This is a genomic window from Vibrio sp. VP6 (genome assembly GCF_028823755.1).
GTDB lineage: Bacteria > Pseudomonadota > Gammaproteobacteria > Enterobacterales > Vibrionaceae > Vibrio > Vibrio parahaemolyticus.
On record NZ_JAPEID010000033.1, the window covers coordinates 23561 to 39734 of the forward strand.

Here is a 16174-nt window from a genome sequence, read left to right on the forward strand (position 1 = left end):
TTCACTATGTTATCTTTGCGGTTCTTCAGATTGGAGAAGCTGTGCAAGACCAACCAACATCGGTAACGCGTAATCAAAGAACATTTTGATTCCCAAACACAGATAGTTTAGTCCAGCCTCGCCATTCGGCGTTTTGATCAGACGGTTTTTCGGACACTCGCCCCAGCAATAAGGCAAGTAGGGACACTGCTTACAATACGTCGGCAAAGATTCGCGTTTTGCCATGCCAAAGGTGTATTGTCGTGTAGAGAAGGCCATGTCATTCAATGAGTGTTCATGAATGTTGGCGAGTTTGTATTCTGGGTATACATAGTGGTCGCAACTGAACACGTCGCCATTGTGCTCAATCGCCAAGCCTTTGCCACAAAACTCAGCTGTCACGCAAAGTTGGGAAGGTTTCCCCATTACTTGCGCTACCGCGGTTTCAAACAGGTTAACCAGTACACGGCCAAGATCGTTATTCACCCACTCTTCAAAGGTCGCCATTAAAAAGCGTCCCCAGTCTTCAGGATCAACCGACCAATCCGTCACAACAGACATTGGATGACCCGGTTTCGCCAGATCACTGCCTTTGGTTGGAATCATCTGTTCGTTCCAAAACTGCGGTGCGGTTGTTTGGAAGTCGTTCGCTTCAACCACCGGTGCAAACTGAATGTATGTCACACCCAATTCTTGGGTTAAAAATCGATACACTTCGAGCGGGTATTTCGCATTGTGACGATTCACCGTCACCAACGCGTTGAATTTCACGCCATGCGCTTTGAGCTTATCTACCGCTTTCGTCACCAGATCAAACGTCGGCTTACCGCTGCGGGTTTTGCGATATTTATCGTGCAGCTCTCGTGGCCCATCAATCGACAAGCCAACTAGGAAGTTGTGCTCTTTTAAAAACGCACACCACTCATCGTTTAGCAAAATGCCGTTGGTCTGAAGGTCGTTTTCAATGCGAACGCCTTTCGGCTGATGTTTCTTTTGCAGAGCTACGACATTGCGGAAATAGTCCAACCCAAGCAGCGTTGGCTCCCCACCCTGCCATGAGAACACAATTTCTTCGCCATCCTGACTTTCGATGTAGCTTTTCACGAACGCTTCCAATGTAGCGTCGTCCATTTTTGGCTGCTTTTCTTGGTGCAGTAGATTTTCTTTATGCAGATAAAAGCAGTACTGACAATCGATGTTGCATTTTGCTCCGCCCGGCTTTGCCATCACATGGAATCGACGGTCATACGCGCCTGAAACTGGTGCTTTAGAAGCCGTTTTAAGAGGAACAATAGGCATGGTAGTAGAATGGCGAGGGGAAATCTTACTCATACGTTTCTCACTATTAAATATACCCAAATAACCTCGTAAGCGTAGTGCAGTAAACGGGAAGCTATTTGGGTATATAGCGCTCCGAAGAGCGCTATGGATTATCGATGTTCTTTACTACTTAGAAGACTTAGGTACGAATGAACCGGCTTCCATGCGAGGTGGGAACTCTTTAAACGTACCCATTACCTCTTTCACTTTCTCTACCGCTGGCATCATTAGGAATGAACGCTCGTACATCCAACGAGAGTAACCCATACCTTGGTCACCACGTTCGAATGGGTCGATGCTCAAGTCGAAGATCAATGGAACACGAAGTTTAGTGAATGGTTTACGCCATACATCCATGCCCGTTTCATTTTCTTGGATCATGAAGTGGTATTTGTACTTACCGTAACGTAGTGCAACCAAGTCACCGTCATCACTCCAGTAAACGAATTCGTTACGAGCAGACTTGTCTGACTTACCTGTGATGTATGGCAATTGGTTGTAACCATCTAGGTGAACTTTGTAGTTCATCTTGCCAACTTTCTTACCTTTCAGTAGCTCGTCTTTAACTTTAGTGTCACCTGCTGCTGCAACCAATGTTGGGAAGAAGTCTTCAAGAGACATCATGCCATTAAAGGTTTCGCCAGCTTTGATGTGACCAGGCCATTTGATAAGAGCAGGAACACGGAAGCTGCCTTCCCAACCTGTATTCTTCTCACTACGGAATGGCGTCATACCTGCGTCTGGCCATAGGTCAACCATCGGGCCGTTATCTGTGGTGTAAACGATGATAGTGTTGTCATCAACACCAAGATCTTTCACTTTTTTCAGTAGTTCGCCGATTTGGTCATCGTGCTGTTTCACACCGTCAGCATAGAAACCAGCACCGGTTTTACCTTGGTACTCTTCAGGAACGTGCGTGAAGTTGTGCATGCGAGTGGTGTTAAACCAAACGAAGAATGGCTTGTCTGCCTTAACTTGCTTGTCGATGAACGTTTCAGCCGCTTCTAGGAACTCACCGTCTACTGTTTCCATACGTTTGCGAGTTAGAGGGCCGGTATCTTCAATTTTGCCGTCAGCGTAAGAATGGATAACGCCGCGAGGGCCAAATTTTTTCTTGAACTCTGGATCTTTAGGGTAATCCACGTTCTCTGGCTCTTCTTCCGCGTTCAAGTGGTATAGGTTGCCGAAGAACTCATCAAAACCGTGGTTGGTAGGAAGGTGTTCGTCTCGGTCACCTAAATGGTTCTTACCAAATTGTCCGGTTGCGTAACCCATTTGCTTAAGCATGGTTGCAATCGTTGGATCTTTTTCCGAGATACCTTCCGGAGCGCCTGGTAAGCCCACTTTTGATAGACCAGTACGTTTTGGCATTTGACCAGTGATGAATGCAGAACGGCCTGCTGTCGAACTTTGCTGTGCGTAGAAGTTAGTGAACTTCGCACCTTCTTTAGCAATGCTATCGATGTTTGGCGTGTTGTACGCCATCATGCCTTGGTTGTAGGTACTAAGGTTCCAGTAACCAACATCATCACCAAAGATGACAAGAATGTTGGGTTTGTCCGCTGCGTGTGCAACTGCAGATGCAGCGCCTAATGCTAACGTACATGCGTTAAGTACGAGTTTTTTACTGCTCGTTTTGGTCGCATTTTTCATATTATCTCCAAGAGTTCGCTAGTGCGTAAAAAATGGTATTCGCTTTTCAATACCATTGTTGATATAAGATAAAGCACTAATTTCAGGCGATAAATGCAGTCAAAATTAGTTAATCTATAAATTAAATTTATGAGTAACGTTATGGACTTGAATTTGATCCAAACTTTTCTTGTTGTCGCGGAGTTCCAATCTTATACAAAAGCCGCGGAACAATTGGGGCTTACGCAACCTGCTGTGAGCGCTGCAATAAAGCGTTTAGAGCAAGTCGTAGATAAGCAATTATTTGTGAAAAAAGGACGGGGAATTACACTGACATCCGCGGCGTATCAACTACTGCCTCAGTTTGAGCAAGCGGTGAGTATTATTGATAATGCTATCATGGAGAAGAAGCACTTTGAGGTGTGCTGTTCAGAGATTCTGCTGCACATTATGAGCCCGATAAAAAATGCCATTTTTTACGAGTCACCTCCCGAAAAATACATCTTATTTGAGCTTTTAAGACAACAAAAAGTAGATCTTGTAATTGATACAGTGGTCACAAAAGATGCGGCGTTTGTTATGGAGGAGGCGTACGAAGAAAAGGCCGTCATTATTTGTCGAGAGCAACACCCTCGAATCCAAGGCACTTTGAGCAAAGAGCAATTTTATGATGAAACTCACTGTTTGTTTTCAGGCAAATGGAACAACATGTCGGGTTTTGAGCAACTCGCTCAAGAAACCATTTTGGAAAGAAAAGTGGATCTCGTCACATCTTCGCTTGCTGGTATGGCGTTGTACGTCGCACAACGCGATTGTTTAGGTCTAGTGTCTCAATCTTTTGCGAACAAATGGAGCAAAGCCCTTAAGCTTCAAGTTCTGCCTTGCCCCATTTCTATATGCACTATCCCTTACAAGTTCGTCTACCATAAACGTGAGTTAAACAACCCTGCTCATATTGCATTGCGAGAGAGAATCAAAACGCACCTAGCAGCCGCGCATTACGAACCTATTTCTTTGTAGTCACGGTCGCTTTGAGCTGTTGAATAACTTCCTCAGGAGCATGTGCACCAAGCTGCTTGGTGCACTGTTCAAAGGCAAATGCAACGCCGCCTTGTCGATAGTTTCTCGCCAACACTTCGCACTGGGCATAAAGATGCCGTGGGTCGCCACCAACTTCAAACGCCTTGTTTAACGCCTGACTCGCTTCTAATACGTCGGATTTCTCCAACGCTAAACCGTACACATACCAATACTGAGCGTTATCTTTCGCGGTTTCTGCAGCCTGTTTTAAATACTGTTTAGCTTGTTTGCTGTTGCCTTGTCTTAACAGCGCAAGCCCCGCACTATAAGGCAGCGAACTTGATTTCGGTTGTGCTTTCATTCCCGCATGCAGAATTTGTAAAGCTTTGGCTTCATCACCTTGTCGGCGATACATGTCCGCTAAATTGACGTAGCTATTTTCGAAATAAGGTTCGATGTCGAAAGCTTGTTGATACAGTTCGATCGCTTTATTAGCCTCTCCCAAACTGCGATATACATTGGCTAAGTTAGTTCGCCCAAATCCGCGATCGGCATTAAAGCGTTGAATGTCCATGTATTCATCTAACGGTTTTTGAATGCGCTCTCTTTGTAGCGGATTCATTTCCCCATAATGACTGACTAGCGCAGCCGCCGCTTCGGTTCGCACCGACAACACCGGGTCACTCAGCAACGGCTGTAAAATCTGCCAACGGTCACTAAAGTCATACCCTGCCGAGCCAGCAACAGCACCCAGTCGAATCATCTCGTTCTCATGTTTCACGGCGCGCGCAAGCGCAACCAACGTATTCTGGCCAGTATTGCCTGCCATTCGCTCTAAAGCCGATGCGCGAATGATGTCACTGATGGAAGAATCTTGAGCCGTATAAGCCAAGGCATCTGAACCACCTCGGTGACCTATCGCGTCTGCATAAAATGCGACCGAAAAGTGCTGAGTGTTGCGATACTTTGATTTTGGGAACCATTGACCAATCTGCTCATCGGCCCACTTCGCATCTTTATCATCATGACAAGCAGTACAAACATTGGGCGTATTAATATGCTTGCTTAAATCTGGGCGCGGAACGTGCCAACTGTGGTCTCTACGCGGGTCTACCTGCATATAGGTCGTCCCCGGCATGTGGCACGTTGTGCATTTTGATGCCTCGGTGTTCGCTTGATGAAAGGTGTGGTTTTCTGGCAGATAATCCGACGCTACATGACATTGCGCACATACTGCTTCTTCTGGGATTTTGAGTTGTGCGGTATGTGGATCGTGACAATTTGTGCACGTTACGCCTTTCTCTGCCATGGCCGATTGCAAAAACGAGCCGTAGACATAGTCCTCATCGTAAATTTGGCCATCGTGATAATAGAGCTCAGGAGTAATTAAACTCAGGCGGTACTTATCAAGAAACGCACCTTTGACGTGATCCGCTTCTTCATTCAACTGGGTACGTCGACTGTGGCACTGAGCGCAAGTTTGAACTTGGTTGGTTGGCACAATGTCTTTTGGCTGAAGCGTACTGTGCCCTTCTTTGTAGACCCACTCTTTGACTGCGGCTGAAAGATCGCGAGAAAAACCATAATGATTCGCGGTGGCAATTGGCATTCCGTTTTGCTTGGCCTGTTTCGCCATTTCCACGTGCAGACTTGCCGGGCCATGACACGCTTCGCAGCTGACGTTGATTTCCGACCACGTTGTTTGAAAAGTATTGCTTTGCGCGTCGTAGTTTTTCTTCAAGTTGGTTGAGTGGCAATCAGCGCACATGAAGTTCCAGTTTTGCCCTGTATTGGTCCAGTAAAACTCATCGGTTGTGGTCGTGTCTGGATATAAATGAAACCAACGTTGCCCGCCTTGTTCCACACTTCTCGAATCCCAAGCAAAAGGAATCAGTTGTATGCGTCCATCATCAAATTCCACCATGTACTGTTGTAATGGCACCCAACCAAACGTATAGCTGATTTTGTAATCGTGCCACTGTCCATCTGGCCCTTGGATGTTGACCCAATATTCATCGCCTTTGCGAAAAAAACGGTGTGCCTTGCCCTGATGTTCAACGGCTTGATTGTCGAAGTTACCCAGTACGGATTCTGAATCAGCATGGCGCATCGCCATATCATGGTGCGAGCCTTGCCACGCTTTCACTTCGACTTGGTGACAATCGATGCACGTTCCATTACCAATAAACTGAGCTTGAACAACTTCTGGTGGAGTTTGGGCGTTTTGCTGTCCAAACAGAGAAAAACTGACGAGCATAGCAAGGCTCACTATTGCCTGCTTCCAACTTGCCCACTGAGTCATAACGATCCTTGTTATTCTAATTTTGTTCTTCATCAACTGTAGGATGACTTTTTCTTTTTGGACAAGTAATTACATGAGTTTTAAGAAAAACTTAAACGGTGCGCAAAAAAAGAGGCTCCTTAGAGCCTCTCGATTTGGAGTGTTGATCGTGCAGCAAACCTACTTATTCGGGTTCTCTTGCAGTTTCTCCATCACTTGATCAAGCGAGAAACTTGCGGCTTTTTGCCTTGGCGGGAACTCTTTGAAGGTTTCTAGGAATCGACCAACATACGTTTGTGCTGGTACCAACATGTAGGCGCGATCAAGCATCCAATCGTAGTACGTGTTGGAGGTAACATCCGCAACTTCATAAGGGTCCATACGCAAGTTGAAGATCTTCGGCACACGTAATTTGGTGAATGGTTCAGCCCAAATACGCAACGTACCTTTTGCACGTTGTTCCATGAAGACCAGTTTCCACTTGTTGTAACGAAGCGCAGTTAAATCGCCATCGTCCGAGAAGTAGAAAATCTCTTCACGCGGTGCTTTCTCTTCTTTACCAGTGAGGTATGGCAGGAAGTTATAGCCGTCTAGGTGAACTTTGAATTTCTTATCACCCGCGCTGTAACCTTTTAGCAGTTTCTCTTTGATGTTGTCATCACCAGCGGCGGCTACAAATGTAGGCATCCAGTCCATGTGGTGCATGATGTCATTCGAAACAGAACCCGCTTTAATTTTACCTGGCCAACGTACCATTGCAGGAACACGGTACGCACCTTCCCAGTTGGTATTTTTCTCGCCACGGAATGGCGTTGTACCCGCATCTGGCCACGAGTTCATGTGTGGGCCATTATCGGTTGAGTAGAAGACAATGGTGTTGTCTTTAATGCCTAAGTCATCCACTTTTTTCAGTAGCTGACCAACATGGTTGTCGTGCTCTACCATACCATCAGCATAAGTACTGATGCCGGTTTTGCCTTGGTTATCTGGCTTCACGTGAGTACGGAAGTGCATGCGGGTTGCGTTCCACCAAACGAAGAATGGTTTTTTCGCTTTCACGGCACGATCCATGAAGTCGAGTGCCGCATCTAACGTCTCTTCGTCCACAGTTTCCATACGCTTACGAGTCAGAGGCCCTGTATCTTCAATTTTGCCGTCAGCGTACGAACGAATCACACCGCGTGGGCCAAACTTCTTACGGAACTCAGGATCTTTAGGGTAATCGACGTTCTCCGGTTCTTCCTCAGCGTTCAGGTGGTAAAGGTTGCCAAAAAATTCATCGAAGCCGTGGTTAGTAGGAAGATGTTCGTCTTTATCCCCTAAGTGGTTTTTACCAAACTGACCAGTCATGTAACCCATTGGTTTAAGCATTTCCGCAATAGTTGCGTCTTCCGCTTTCAAACCTAGGTCAGCACCAGGAAGTCCGACTTTACTTAGACCCGTTCTGAGCACAGTCTGGCCGGTAATAAAGGTGGAGCGACCCGCAGTACAAGATTGTTCACCGTAGTAATCTGTGAACATCATGCCCTCTTTCGCGATGCTGTCGATGTTTGGTGTTTTGTATCCCATCAAGCCAAAGGTGTACGCACTGAGATTGGACTGGCCAATATCATCACCCCAGATGACGAGAATGTTAGGTTTTTCTGCCGCGATACTGCTGCTTGTCGCGCCAATTAAAGCCGCGGCAAGAATCGCTAATCGGCGTTTAACGCCATATTTCGCTGTCATATAAACCTCTGTGTGTATTAGAAAAGTGCTTCCTGCAACAGAATGTATAGTTCACAACCTCCGGATTTGCGAATATTCAAAATGAGAATAAAGGCAATGGGGTTTAATAATTTCCGCGAACATATTCACACGGCGACAACAAAGATCTGAAGGCGTTTAGATAAGAGAAGGTTCGCTAACGCAAGGAATGGCAGGAAGAGATAACAAACGATTAGAGGGTTGCGAAATAGATAAAATAAAAAACGGTTCGCGCCGACAACCAAGATAGATCATCATTGCGAACCGTTGGGGGTTCAAATACGCTTAGGATTAACCTTTCGCTTGTTGAACTTTACTTAGGTTCTTCATTTGTTCCATCACTTTATCAACCGAGAAGCTTGGGATCTCTTGACGTGGTGGGAACTCTTTGAATGATTTCAGAACTTTCGCTACTTTCGCTTGAGCAGGAACAAGCAAGAATACGTGGTTGAACTGCCATGTTTCGTAACCGAAGCCTTGGTCGCCCTTCTCTAGTGGGTCAACTTTAAGGTCGAAGATCATTGGTATACGTAGGTTTGTGAACTCTTTAGTCCAAACATCCCAACCTTCATGCTCTTGGATCTTGAAGTGAAGCTTGAAGCGCTTGTCACGCATTGCTAGCAAATCGCCATCGTCTGACCAGTAGAAGAACTCATCACGAGCAGACTCTTTGTCTTTACCCATCAAGTAATTCATTTGGTTGTAACCATCTAAATGGTTTTTGTATGTGCGATCAGCAGATGATGATTTGTAGCCTTTCAGCAAGTCTTGCTTAATGGTGTTGTTACCAGCCGCAGAAAGCAGTGTTGGGAACCAGTCTTCACCCGCAAAGATGTCGTTTAACTTCGTATTTGGTGCAATGTGTCCAGGCCAACGAACCATTGCTGGTACGCGGAAGCCGCCTTCCCAACCTGTGTTTTTCTCACCACGGAAAGGACCAAATGCTGCATCAGGCCAGGTCGCGTTCATCGGGCCGTTATCGGTGGTGTAAATCACGATGGTGTTGTCGGCCACTTTCAGATCATCCAGTTTATCTAGCAACTCACCAACCATGTTGTCGTGCTCTACCATACCATCTGCGTATTCACCCAAACCTGTTGTACGGTTTTCTTCTTTCACATGCGTCCAAATGTGCATGCGCGTTGCGTTGTACCACAAGAAGAACGGCTTGTTCGCTTTAACTTGACGCTCCATGAAGTTCATTGCCGCGTCTAGCGTTTCTTGGTCGACCGTTTCCATGCGCTTACGCGTCAAAGGACCTGTGTCTTCAATTTTGCCATCGGCATAAGAATGGATTACGCCACGCGGGCCAAAGTTTTTGCGGAACGCAGGATCTTTCGGGTAATCAGGGTTTTCAGGCTCTTCTTCCGCGTTCAAGTGGTAAAGGTTACCCATGAACTCATCAAAACCGTGGTTTGTTGGCAACATTTCATCTTTGTCACCAAGGTGATTTTTACCAAATTGGCCTGTCGCGTAGCCCATATCTTTAAGTGCCGTCGCCATTGTAATGTCTTGCGGTTGAAGACCTTGTTCTGCACCCGGTAGGCCTACTTTCGTCAAACCGGTACGGATTGGCATTTGACCAGTAATGAAAGTACTACGACCCGCAGTACAGGATTGCTGCGCGTAGTACGCAGTGAAAAGCGCACCTTCTTGCGCAATTCTGTCGATGTTTGGTGTGTTGTAGCCAAGCATGCCTTGGTTGTAAGCAGAGATGTTACCGTAGCCGATGTCATCACCCATGATAACCAGCATGTTGGGTTTAGAAGCTGCTTGTGCGGCAATCGGAGCTGCCGTTGCAAGCATCGTGAGTACTAGAGTATTTTTGCGAAAGTTCACGTTTTTTATTCCTTCACGTTAAAAACTTTCTTTATGGTATGCCTGCTGAAAAAACGATTGAAGTTATACAAGATATAACCAAATCTCATCTCAATTGGCATAGCGTTGCTATAACAATGAAGTTTGTGCCGGACAATGAGCACATTTACCAACCACTTGTCATCATCGATTTGAATATCTTCTTTATATATTGCATTGATTTTTGATTAATCATTAATGATAATGGTTCGCAATTTCATTATTAATCTGGATATCAACGTGAGCGATCAAGCAACCTTGTCAGTTTTGCCAACCTTAACGTCTGATAGCCAAGATTGTGGTCACTCTTCTTCAGCAGATCATGTACTTACACTCGATAAGTACACGCAGTCTGTTACGATTCAAAGCCAACCAAAGAAGACGGATATCCAACTCACGCCCATTCAGTTTGAACTGCTGCGCACGCTCATTCAGCATCAAGATAAAGTACTGACCAAACCTTTCCTCTATCAAACCGTTTTGCAACGTCCGTTCACTGATCATGACCGAGCGCTGGATATGCACATCAGCCGAATGCGAAAACGCTTGATTGCCGAAGGCATGCCACCAGATCAAATTCAGACAATTCACCGTAAGGGTTATCTATTTAAATCCATAAATAGGTAAAGAAAGCGCGGCTATTTGTCTCGATTTTTGGTATTTCGTCACTTAATTTGCTTTAATTAATGCAAATTCAATTTACTCAAAATAACTCAATGAATTTGCGTCTAATTTTTATACTCTGCATTGCCAGTCTGTTTGCTGGTTGTGCTACTTATGCTGGCCTGAACTTTGACCAATTGTTCGGCCCTCAGTTGGTTCGTGAGCGTACTGCCAGCGTTGAAACGCCGCAGGCAGATTTCTTCCAACGCGAGGTAAAACCTATCGTCGATAACCGCTGTGTGGTTTGCCACGCCTGCTACGATGCGCCATGTCAGCTAAAACTCTCATCAGTAGAAGGGATCGACCGCGGAGCATCGAAGGCGTTGGTTTATGAAGGCACTCGCCTGACTGCGGCTGCACCTACTCGCTTGTTTGAAGATGCAGAAACCACCCAAGAATGGCGCGACGCTGGCTTCCACCCTGTTTTGAATGAACGCGACCAAAGCATGGCGGCAAACCTTGAAGCTGGCCTTATCGCTCGTTTATTGCAACAGAAAGAGCGCCATCCCTTGCCAGACCAAGTGCAATTAGAAGGTTTTGATTTCTCGATTGATCGTGAGCAAACCTGCCCGACAATTGAAGAGTACGAACAGTACGAAAAAGACAACCCAAACTGGGGAATGCCATTTGGTATGCCGAATCTAACCAACAGCGAATACCACACGCTGATGACTTGGCTAGAAAACGGCGCGATCATGAATATGCACACGCCAATCAGTGACCAAGAGCAGGCGCAAATCAATCAATACGAAACACTGCTCAACCATTCAGACCCCAAAAACCAGTTGATGTCGCGTTACATTTACGAGCACTTGTTCCTGTCGCACCTGTACTTCTCTGAGTTGAGCGAAAAACCGCGCTTCTTTACCCTCGTGCGCTCCGCAACGCCACCAGGACAACCAGTAAAACGCATTTCCACTCGTCGCCCTTACGACGATCCGGGCGTTGAACGCGTTTACTACCGAATCATTCCAGAACAAGGCACTATTGTTGACAAAACGCACATGCCATTTGCGCTCAACAAACAGCGCATCAGTAACTGGAAAAAATGGTTTATTGAAGCGGATTACTCCGTTACTCAGCTACCTAGCTACGAGCCAGAAGTTGCAGCTAACCCGATGACGGCATTCATTGATATGCCAGTGAAGTCTCGCTTCAAATTCATGCTTGATAACGCGCAAAACACCATAATGGCGTACATCAAAGGCCCTGTTTGTCGTGGTCAGCTTGCACTTAACGTCATCAATGATCGCTTCTGGGTATTCTTCTTAGACCCAGACAAAGCTGACATTCCCGAGGTTAACGAGTTCTACCGTTCACAAGCAGATAACTTAAAACTGCCAGCCGAACAAGAAAGTAATACGCTTCCAGTCACAAACTGGGTTAAGTACGCACGCCAACAAGCGCGTTATCTTGAGGCGAAATCTGAGTTCACGAACAATTGGTTTAAGCATGGCGAAAACCTATCGACTGACGTCATTTGGGACGGTAACGGCACCAACCCAAATGCAGCATTAACAGTATTCCGTCATTTCGACAGTGCATCTGTAGTTCAAGGTTTGGTTGGCGAGCAGCCAAAAACAGTCTGGATCTTAGATTACGCTTTGTTGGAACGTATTCACTACCTATTGGTAGCAGGGTTTGATGTATACGGTAACTTTGGTCACCAGTTGATGACGCGTATGTTCATGGACTTCTTACGCCTTGAAGGCGAGAGTAACTTTGTTACCTTGCTGCCTGCGGATATGCGCCACCAGCTTCAATCGAGCTGGTATCAAGATCAAAGCCCTCAGCTTAGTGACTTTTTGCAACGTAACGTGAAGCCTTTTAATCAACCGACCAGCGTTGTTTACAAAACGGACGATCCAAAAACCGAGCTACTGAACATGATGCGCAAACGCTTATCGCCAGTGCTACTGCCGCGTTATGAGATTACCGATACTGCGCTTTCAGATAAAACGGAAAAAGAGCTAAAACGCATCGGTCAAGTGCGTGGTGAAGGGCTACAAACCGTCCCACAAATCACGATGCTGATGGTGCGTAGTAAGTCAGGTAAGGATGAACTGTTCACCCTACTTCACAACAATGCGCACACTAATATTTCGAGTTTGTTTGATGAAGAAAGCAACCGAGACTTCGCCAACGACGATATGACCATCGTGCGTGGCGTTGTCGGTAGCTACCCAGCAGCATTTTTCTCCCTTAAAGAAAACCAAGTAAAAGAATTTGTCGATCAGTTTAGCGCGATTCAAAACGAAGCCGATTACGTTAAGTTGTTGGATAATTTTGCGATTCGCCGTAGCTCGGAAAAATTCTGGCCGTTTAGCGATCGTATCCACAATTGGTACCGAACAAATCAACCGATGGAATTTGGATTACTTGACTATAATCGTTTTGAGAATCGATGATGATTTAAGGGGGTTCTCATGGGTATCCGAGACAACATTGCCGCTCTGGAGCAACAAATTTACGTTGCTTGTTCAGAGGGAGACTACGAGACGGTCAACATGCTTGAGCATCAACTCGAATACTTACGTGGCAAAGTGGAACATCCATTAGATGATGACCCTTATGCCTTAGACACTCGATTCGAGTGGGAAGATGACATGACCAAATAGAAAAAACCTCCGGCATTTACCGGAGGTTTTTGTTTTTAGGTTTGGGATTAGGTTTAAAACGCAGAGCTTTATTTTGCCATCAGCTCATCAAGTGCATTAACTGACGCAGCGACTTGCTCGTCCAATAAACCTTGCTGAGCGTTGTATGTATCTAGCGGTTCAGCAGCAATCTCGATACTTTGGCAAGTGTTCATTAACGCAGTAAGACCTAAACTCCCCGCACTGCCTTTTAGTTTATGAGCGAGATTTTTCACTGCTAGGCTGTCATTTTTTTCTGCTGACTCAACCAACTGTCCAAGTACATCCGCACTGGTATTTCTGAACAAGTCGATGATATGCAGCATTTTTTCTCTGCCTAAAATCTTCATGTCGGACTGGATCACGCTTGGATTAATGATGACCATTTCTGGTTCCTCTCGTTGTTGGTGGTCTTGTTCGACCTGATTTTCAATAGTTAGATTGGTATCGCTCGTTTCGCTCAGAGGTAAGCATTCTCCACTTTGCGGAAGCAGTAATTGTTTGCCATCCAGAACATCCTGAATCAACGTAGCAAGGGCTTCTTTCTCAACCGGTTTTGGCAAGTAACCATCAAAACCCGCTGCCAAGTAGCGTTCCACTTCTTCCGCAAAAACATGAGCAGACACCGCAATCATAGGTGTCGGTGACAGCGCTTTGTCACCTGGCTTGTTACGTTCGATGCGTTTTAAGCGTTGAATCAAATCCGTGCCGTCGCAATCAGGTAAATTGATGTCAACAAGCGCGATGTCAAAATCTTGTTTATCAATGATTCGTTCAGCTTGCAGGCCATCTTCCGCCATCACAACTTGGTGCCCCATGCTCTGAAGGAAACCTTCCGCCACCACGCGGTTTACTTCATTGTCTTCGACCAACAGCACTTTCGCTTTCACCTTGCAGCGAGCGCTCGCCACGACACCAATTTCAACAGGTTCGCTTTCTTCAAGTGGGATGGAGAACCAGAAACGGCTGCCTTCGCCCTCTTCTGAGTCGACTTCTAGCACGCCGCCCATGGCTTCTACGATGCGTTTGCTGATCGCCAAACCAAGCCCTGTACCACCGATTTGATTCAGACCACCTTCTGCTTGCGTGAAGGCATCAAAAAGAGTTTTCTGATCTTTTTTCGAAATGCCGATACCTGTATCTGAGACTTCAAATAGCACTTGCGATTCGTCCTCTGGATTCAGGCTAACGTAAATATCAATTTCACCGTCTTCAGTGAATTTGATTGCGTTGCCCACTAGATTGTTCAGCACTTGGCTAATGCGCGTTACATCCCCTTTCCAGTATCGGCTGACGTCACTTTCAATGTGGTAAGAGAACAGCAGTTGCTTCTCTTGCGCTCGGCTGTTCATCAGTTGGAACGTGTCTTCAACCATTTGATGTAGGTCGAAGCCCAATCGACGAATCTCAAGATGGCCGGCTTCAATTTTCGAGTAATCCAGAACGTCATTTAAGATGGCAAGTAAGGTTTTACCACTGCGGTTGATGATCTCAGCGTAACGCTTTTGAATTGGATTTAAACCAGAATCCATTAACAAACGAGCGGTACCGAGCACGCCGTTCATCGGCGTTCGAATTTCATGGCTCATTGTCGCTAAGAAGGCCGATTTCGCGCGGCTCGCCTGCTCGGCTTCATTACGCGCCTGAGCGTGGTTCACGACCTCTTCATTCAAGCGCAGGTTTGCTTGTCTCAACTGCGAAGTGCGCTGCTCAATCAATTCTTCAAGGTGTTCTTTGTGTTCTTCCAGCTCTCGTTTGGCTTTTGCTTCCCCTTCTGCCACCACTTTGAGCGCTTGGGCGGTATTGCGGGCGGTGATGATAGCTTGCCCCATGTGCGCGAGTTCGTCTTTGCCTTTAACTTCTAGTTCAACAGCCAAGTTACCTTGAGCAACAGAAAGCAGCGCAGCAGAGTATTCCGCCAAACGTTTCACTACCGACACGTAAACCACGCGCCAAAGGATAAGCACAACCACAATCAAACCGACAATCGAGATCACCGTTAGCGACCATTGGGCAAATTTCAGGGTATTGGTCAGCTGGTCAACGGCAAACGTGGTGGTTTTGTTGGAATCGTCCACCAGCTTGTTTACGGTGCTGTTCAATTCAGAAAACAGCTCCAGCGTTTTTTGCATCAACTGTTGAGATTGCTCGTTGTTTTCGTATTGTTGAAGCAAAATGGTAAATACAACTTGGCGCTTACCGAGCTCGGTGAGCAATTGGCTCATCTGTTTTGAACGTGTTGGGTCTTCGACCGCTAAGACGCGGCGTTTCATGATCTTAAGATTGTTTTCAAATGCCGTCTGGATTTGTTGGATACGATCAACGTTGGTCAGAGTGCGTGCTTCTTCAATTTGATTAAGCATTTTAAATGCGAGAAGATGCAGCTCGTGCAGACGCTCGGTTAGGTCAAGATCGACTTCAACCAAGGCATCGAGCGCTTGATAGACTTGGTCTTTTTTATTCGCTTCTAACAGGTCATAAATATGGGTTACGTTAGCAACCGCAATCGTGCTGGTGTTTTGAACTTGAGTGCGAGTGAGCTGTTCTAACTCTTCACTCAGCAGGCGCATTTCTTCAACACGAGTATCAATTTCTTTCGCGAGCCACAACTTTCTTTCAACCGTGACACCAAGCTCCGCGAGGTTATTGATAACATTCTGAACGTTGCTTTCAAGTGCATCGAGCAGTTTTGAATCAAACGACTCACCGCCTAGCTCTTTAATGTGCGTCAACAGCGATTCAAGTTGTTCGAACAACACTCGCCCGGCTTCTTTCCTCTCTTGCTCATTTTGCGCATTAGAGAGCATTTGCACCGATGAAATGATTCGAGTACTCAATTCTGAGACTTGTCGCGCTTCTATCATGGCGGGGATCGCGGCATCTACCACGTTCCTTTCTGTTTTTGCCACCAGCGAAAAGCCGGATACGCCAATCAATGCTGATAACATGACCAGCATTGCCATCGCGATGAATGACAACAGAAGTTTACGACCGATGCTTGCGGTTGCTAGCAACATATTTTCATGACCTTAATGTTCGT

General features: G+C 46.1%; 10 protein-coding genes. 4 read left to right on the top strand and 6 right to left on the bottom strand.

The features are described 5' to 3' along the window. Positions 1-9: 9 nt before the first annotated feature. Positions 10-1311 (bottom strand): anaerobic sulfatase maturase, encoded by a 1302-nt coding sequence (locus OU793_RS18400; RefSeq protein ID WP_140103082.1) that lies wholly within the window; start codon positions 1309-1311, stop codon positions 10-12. Positions 1312-1425: 114 nt separating this feature from the next. Continuing rightward, positions 1426-2952: an arylsulfatase gene (locus OU793_RS18405; protein ID WP_005454209.1), complete on the bottom strand. Its 1527-nt coding sequence runs from the start codon at positions 2950-2952 to the stop codon at positions 1426-1428. Positions 2953-3093: 141 nt separating this feature from the next. On the opposite strand from OU793_RS18405, the gene OU793_RS18410 reads away from it, so the two are divergent. Further along, entirely contained in the window at positions 3094-3951 is an 858-nt protein-coding gene (locus OU793_RS18410; protein ID WP_005477563.1) for a LysR family transcriptional regulator, read from the top strand. Here the strand turns inward: OU793_RS18410 and OU793_RS18415 are convergent. From OU793_RS18415 to OU793_RS18425, 3 genes are all read right to left on the bottom strand, one after another. Continuing rightward, positions 3938-6253 carry a tetratricopeptide repeat protein gene (locus tag OU793_RS18415; protein WP_140103083.1) on the bottom strand — a complete coding sequence of 772 codons (2316 nt, stop codon included), beginning with the start codon at positions 6251-6253 and terminating at the stop codon, positions 3938-3940. The genes OU793_RS18410 and OU793_RS18415 overlap by 14 nt on opposite strands. Positions 6254-6412: 159 nt before the next feature. Beyond that, the gene (locus OU793_RS18420) at positions 6413-7960 is read right to left on the bottom strand and encodes an arylsulfatase (RefSeq protein ID WP_005454162.1); all 1548 of its coding nucleotides are present in this window, start codon (positions 7958-7960) and stop codon (positions 6413-6415) included. A gap of 309 nt (positions 7961-8269) precedes the next feature. Then, positions 8270-9784, bottom strand: a complete 1515-nt coding sequence (locus OU793_RS18425) for an arylsulfatase (RefSeq protein ID WP_021451831.1) — start codon at positions 9782-9784, stop codon at positions 8270-8272. A gap of 291 nt (positions 9785-10075) precedes the next feature. Between OU793_RS18425 and OU793_RS18430 the strand changes: the two genes are divergently transcribed. The 3 genes from OU793_RS18430 to OU793_RS18440 all read left to right on the top strand — a co-directional run bounded on the left by OU793_RS18430 (position 10076) and on the right by OU793_RS18440 (position 13116). Beyond that, on the top strand, positions 10076-10462 hold the full coding sequence (locus OU793_RS18430; protein ID WP_072828631.1) for a winged helix-turn-helix domain-containing protein: 387 nt from the start codon (positions 10076-10078) through the stop codon (positions 10460-10462). Between the two features lie 89 nt (positions 10463-10551). Further along, entirely contained in the window at positions 10552-12906 is a 2355-nt protein-coding gene (locus tag OU793_RS18435; RefSeq protein WP_180793845.1) for a fatty acid cis/trans isomerase, read from the top strand. 18 nt (positions 12907-12924) lie between these two features. After that, entirely contained in the window at positions 12925-13116 is a 192-nt protein-coding gene (locus tag OU793_RS18440) for a hypothetical protein (RefSeq protein WP_005454225.1), read from the top strand. Positions 13117-13184: 68 nt separating this feature from the next. Here OU793_RS18440 and torS read toward each other — a convergent pair whose 3' ends face one another. Beyond that, complete coding sequence (gene torS, locus OU793_RS18445; RefSeq protein WP_025539843.1) at positions 13185-16151, bottom strand: TMAO reductase system sensor histidine kinase/response regulator TorS; 2967 nt, start codon at positions 16149-16151, stop codon at positions 13185-13187. Between the last annotated feature and the right edge of the window lie 23 nt (positions 16152-16174).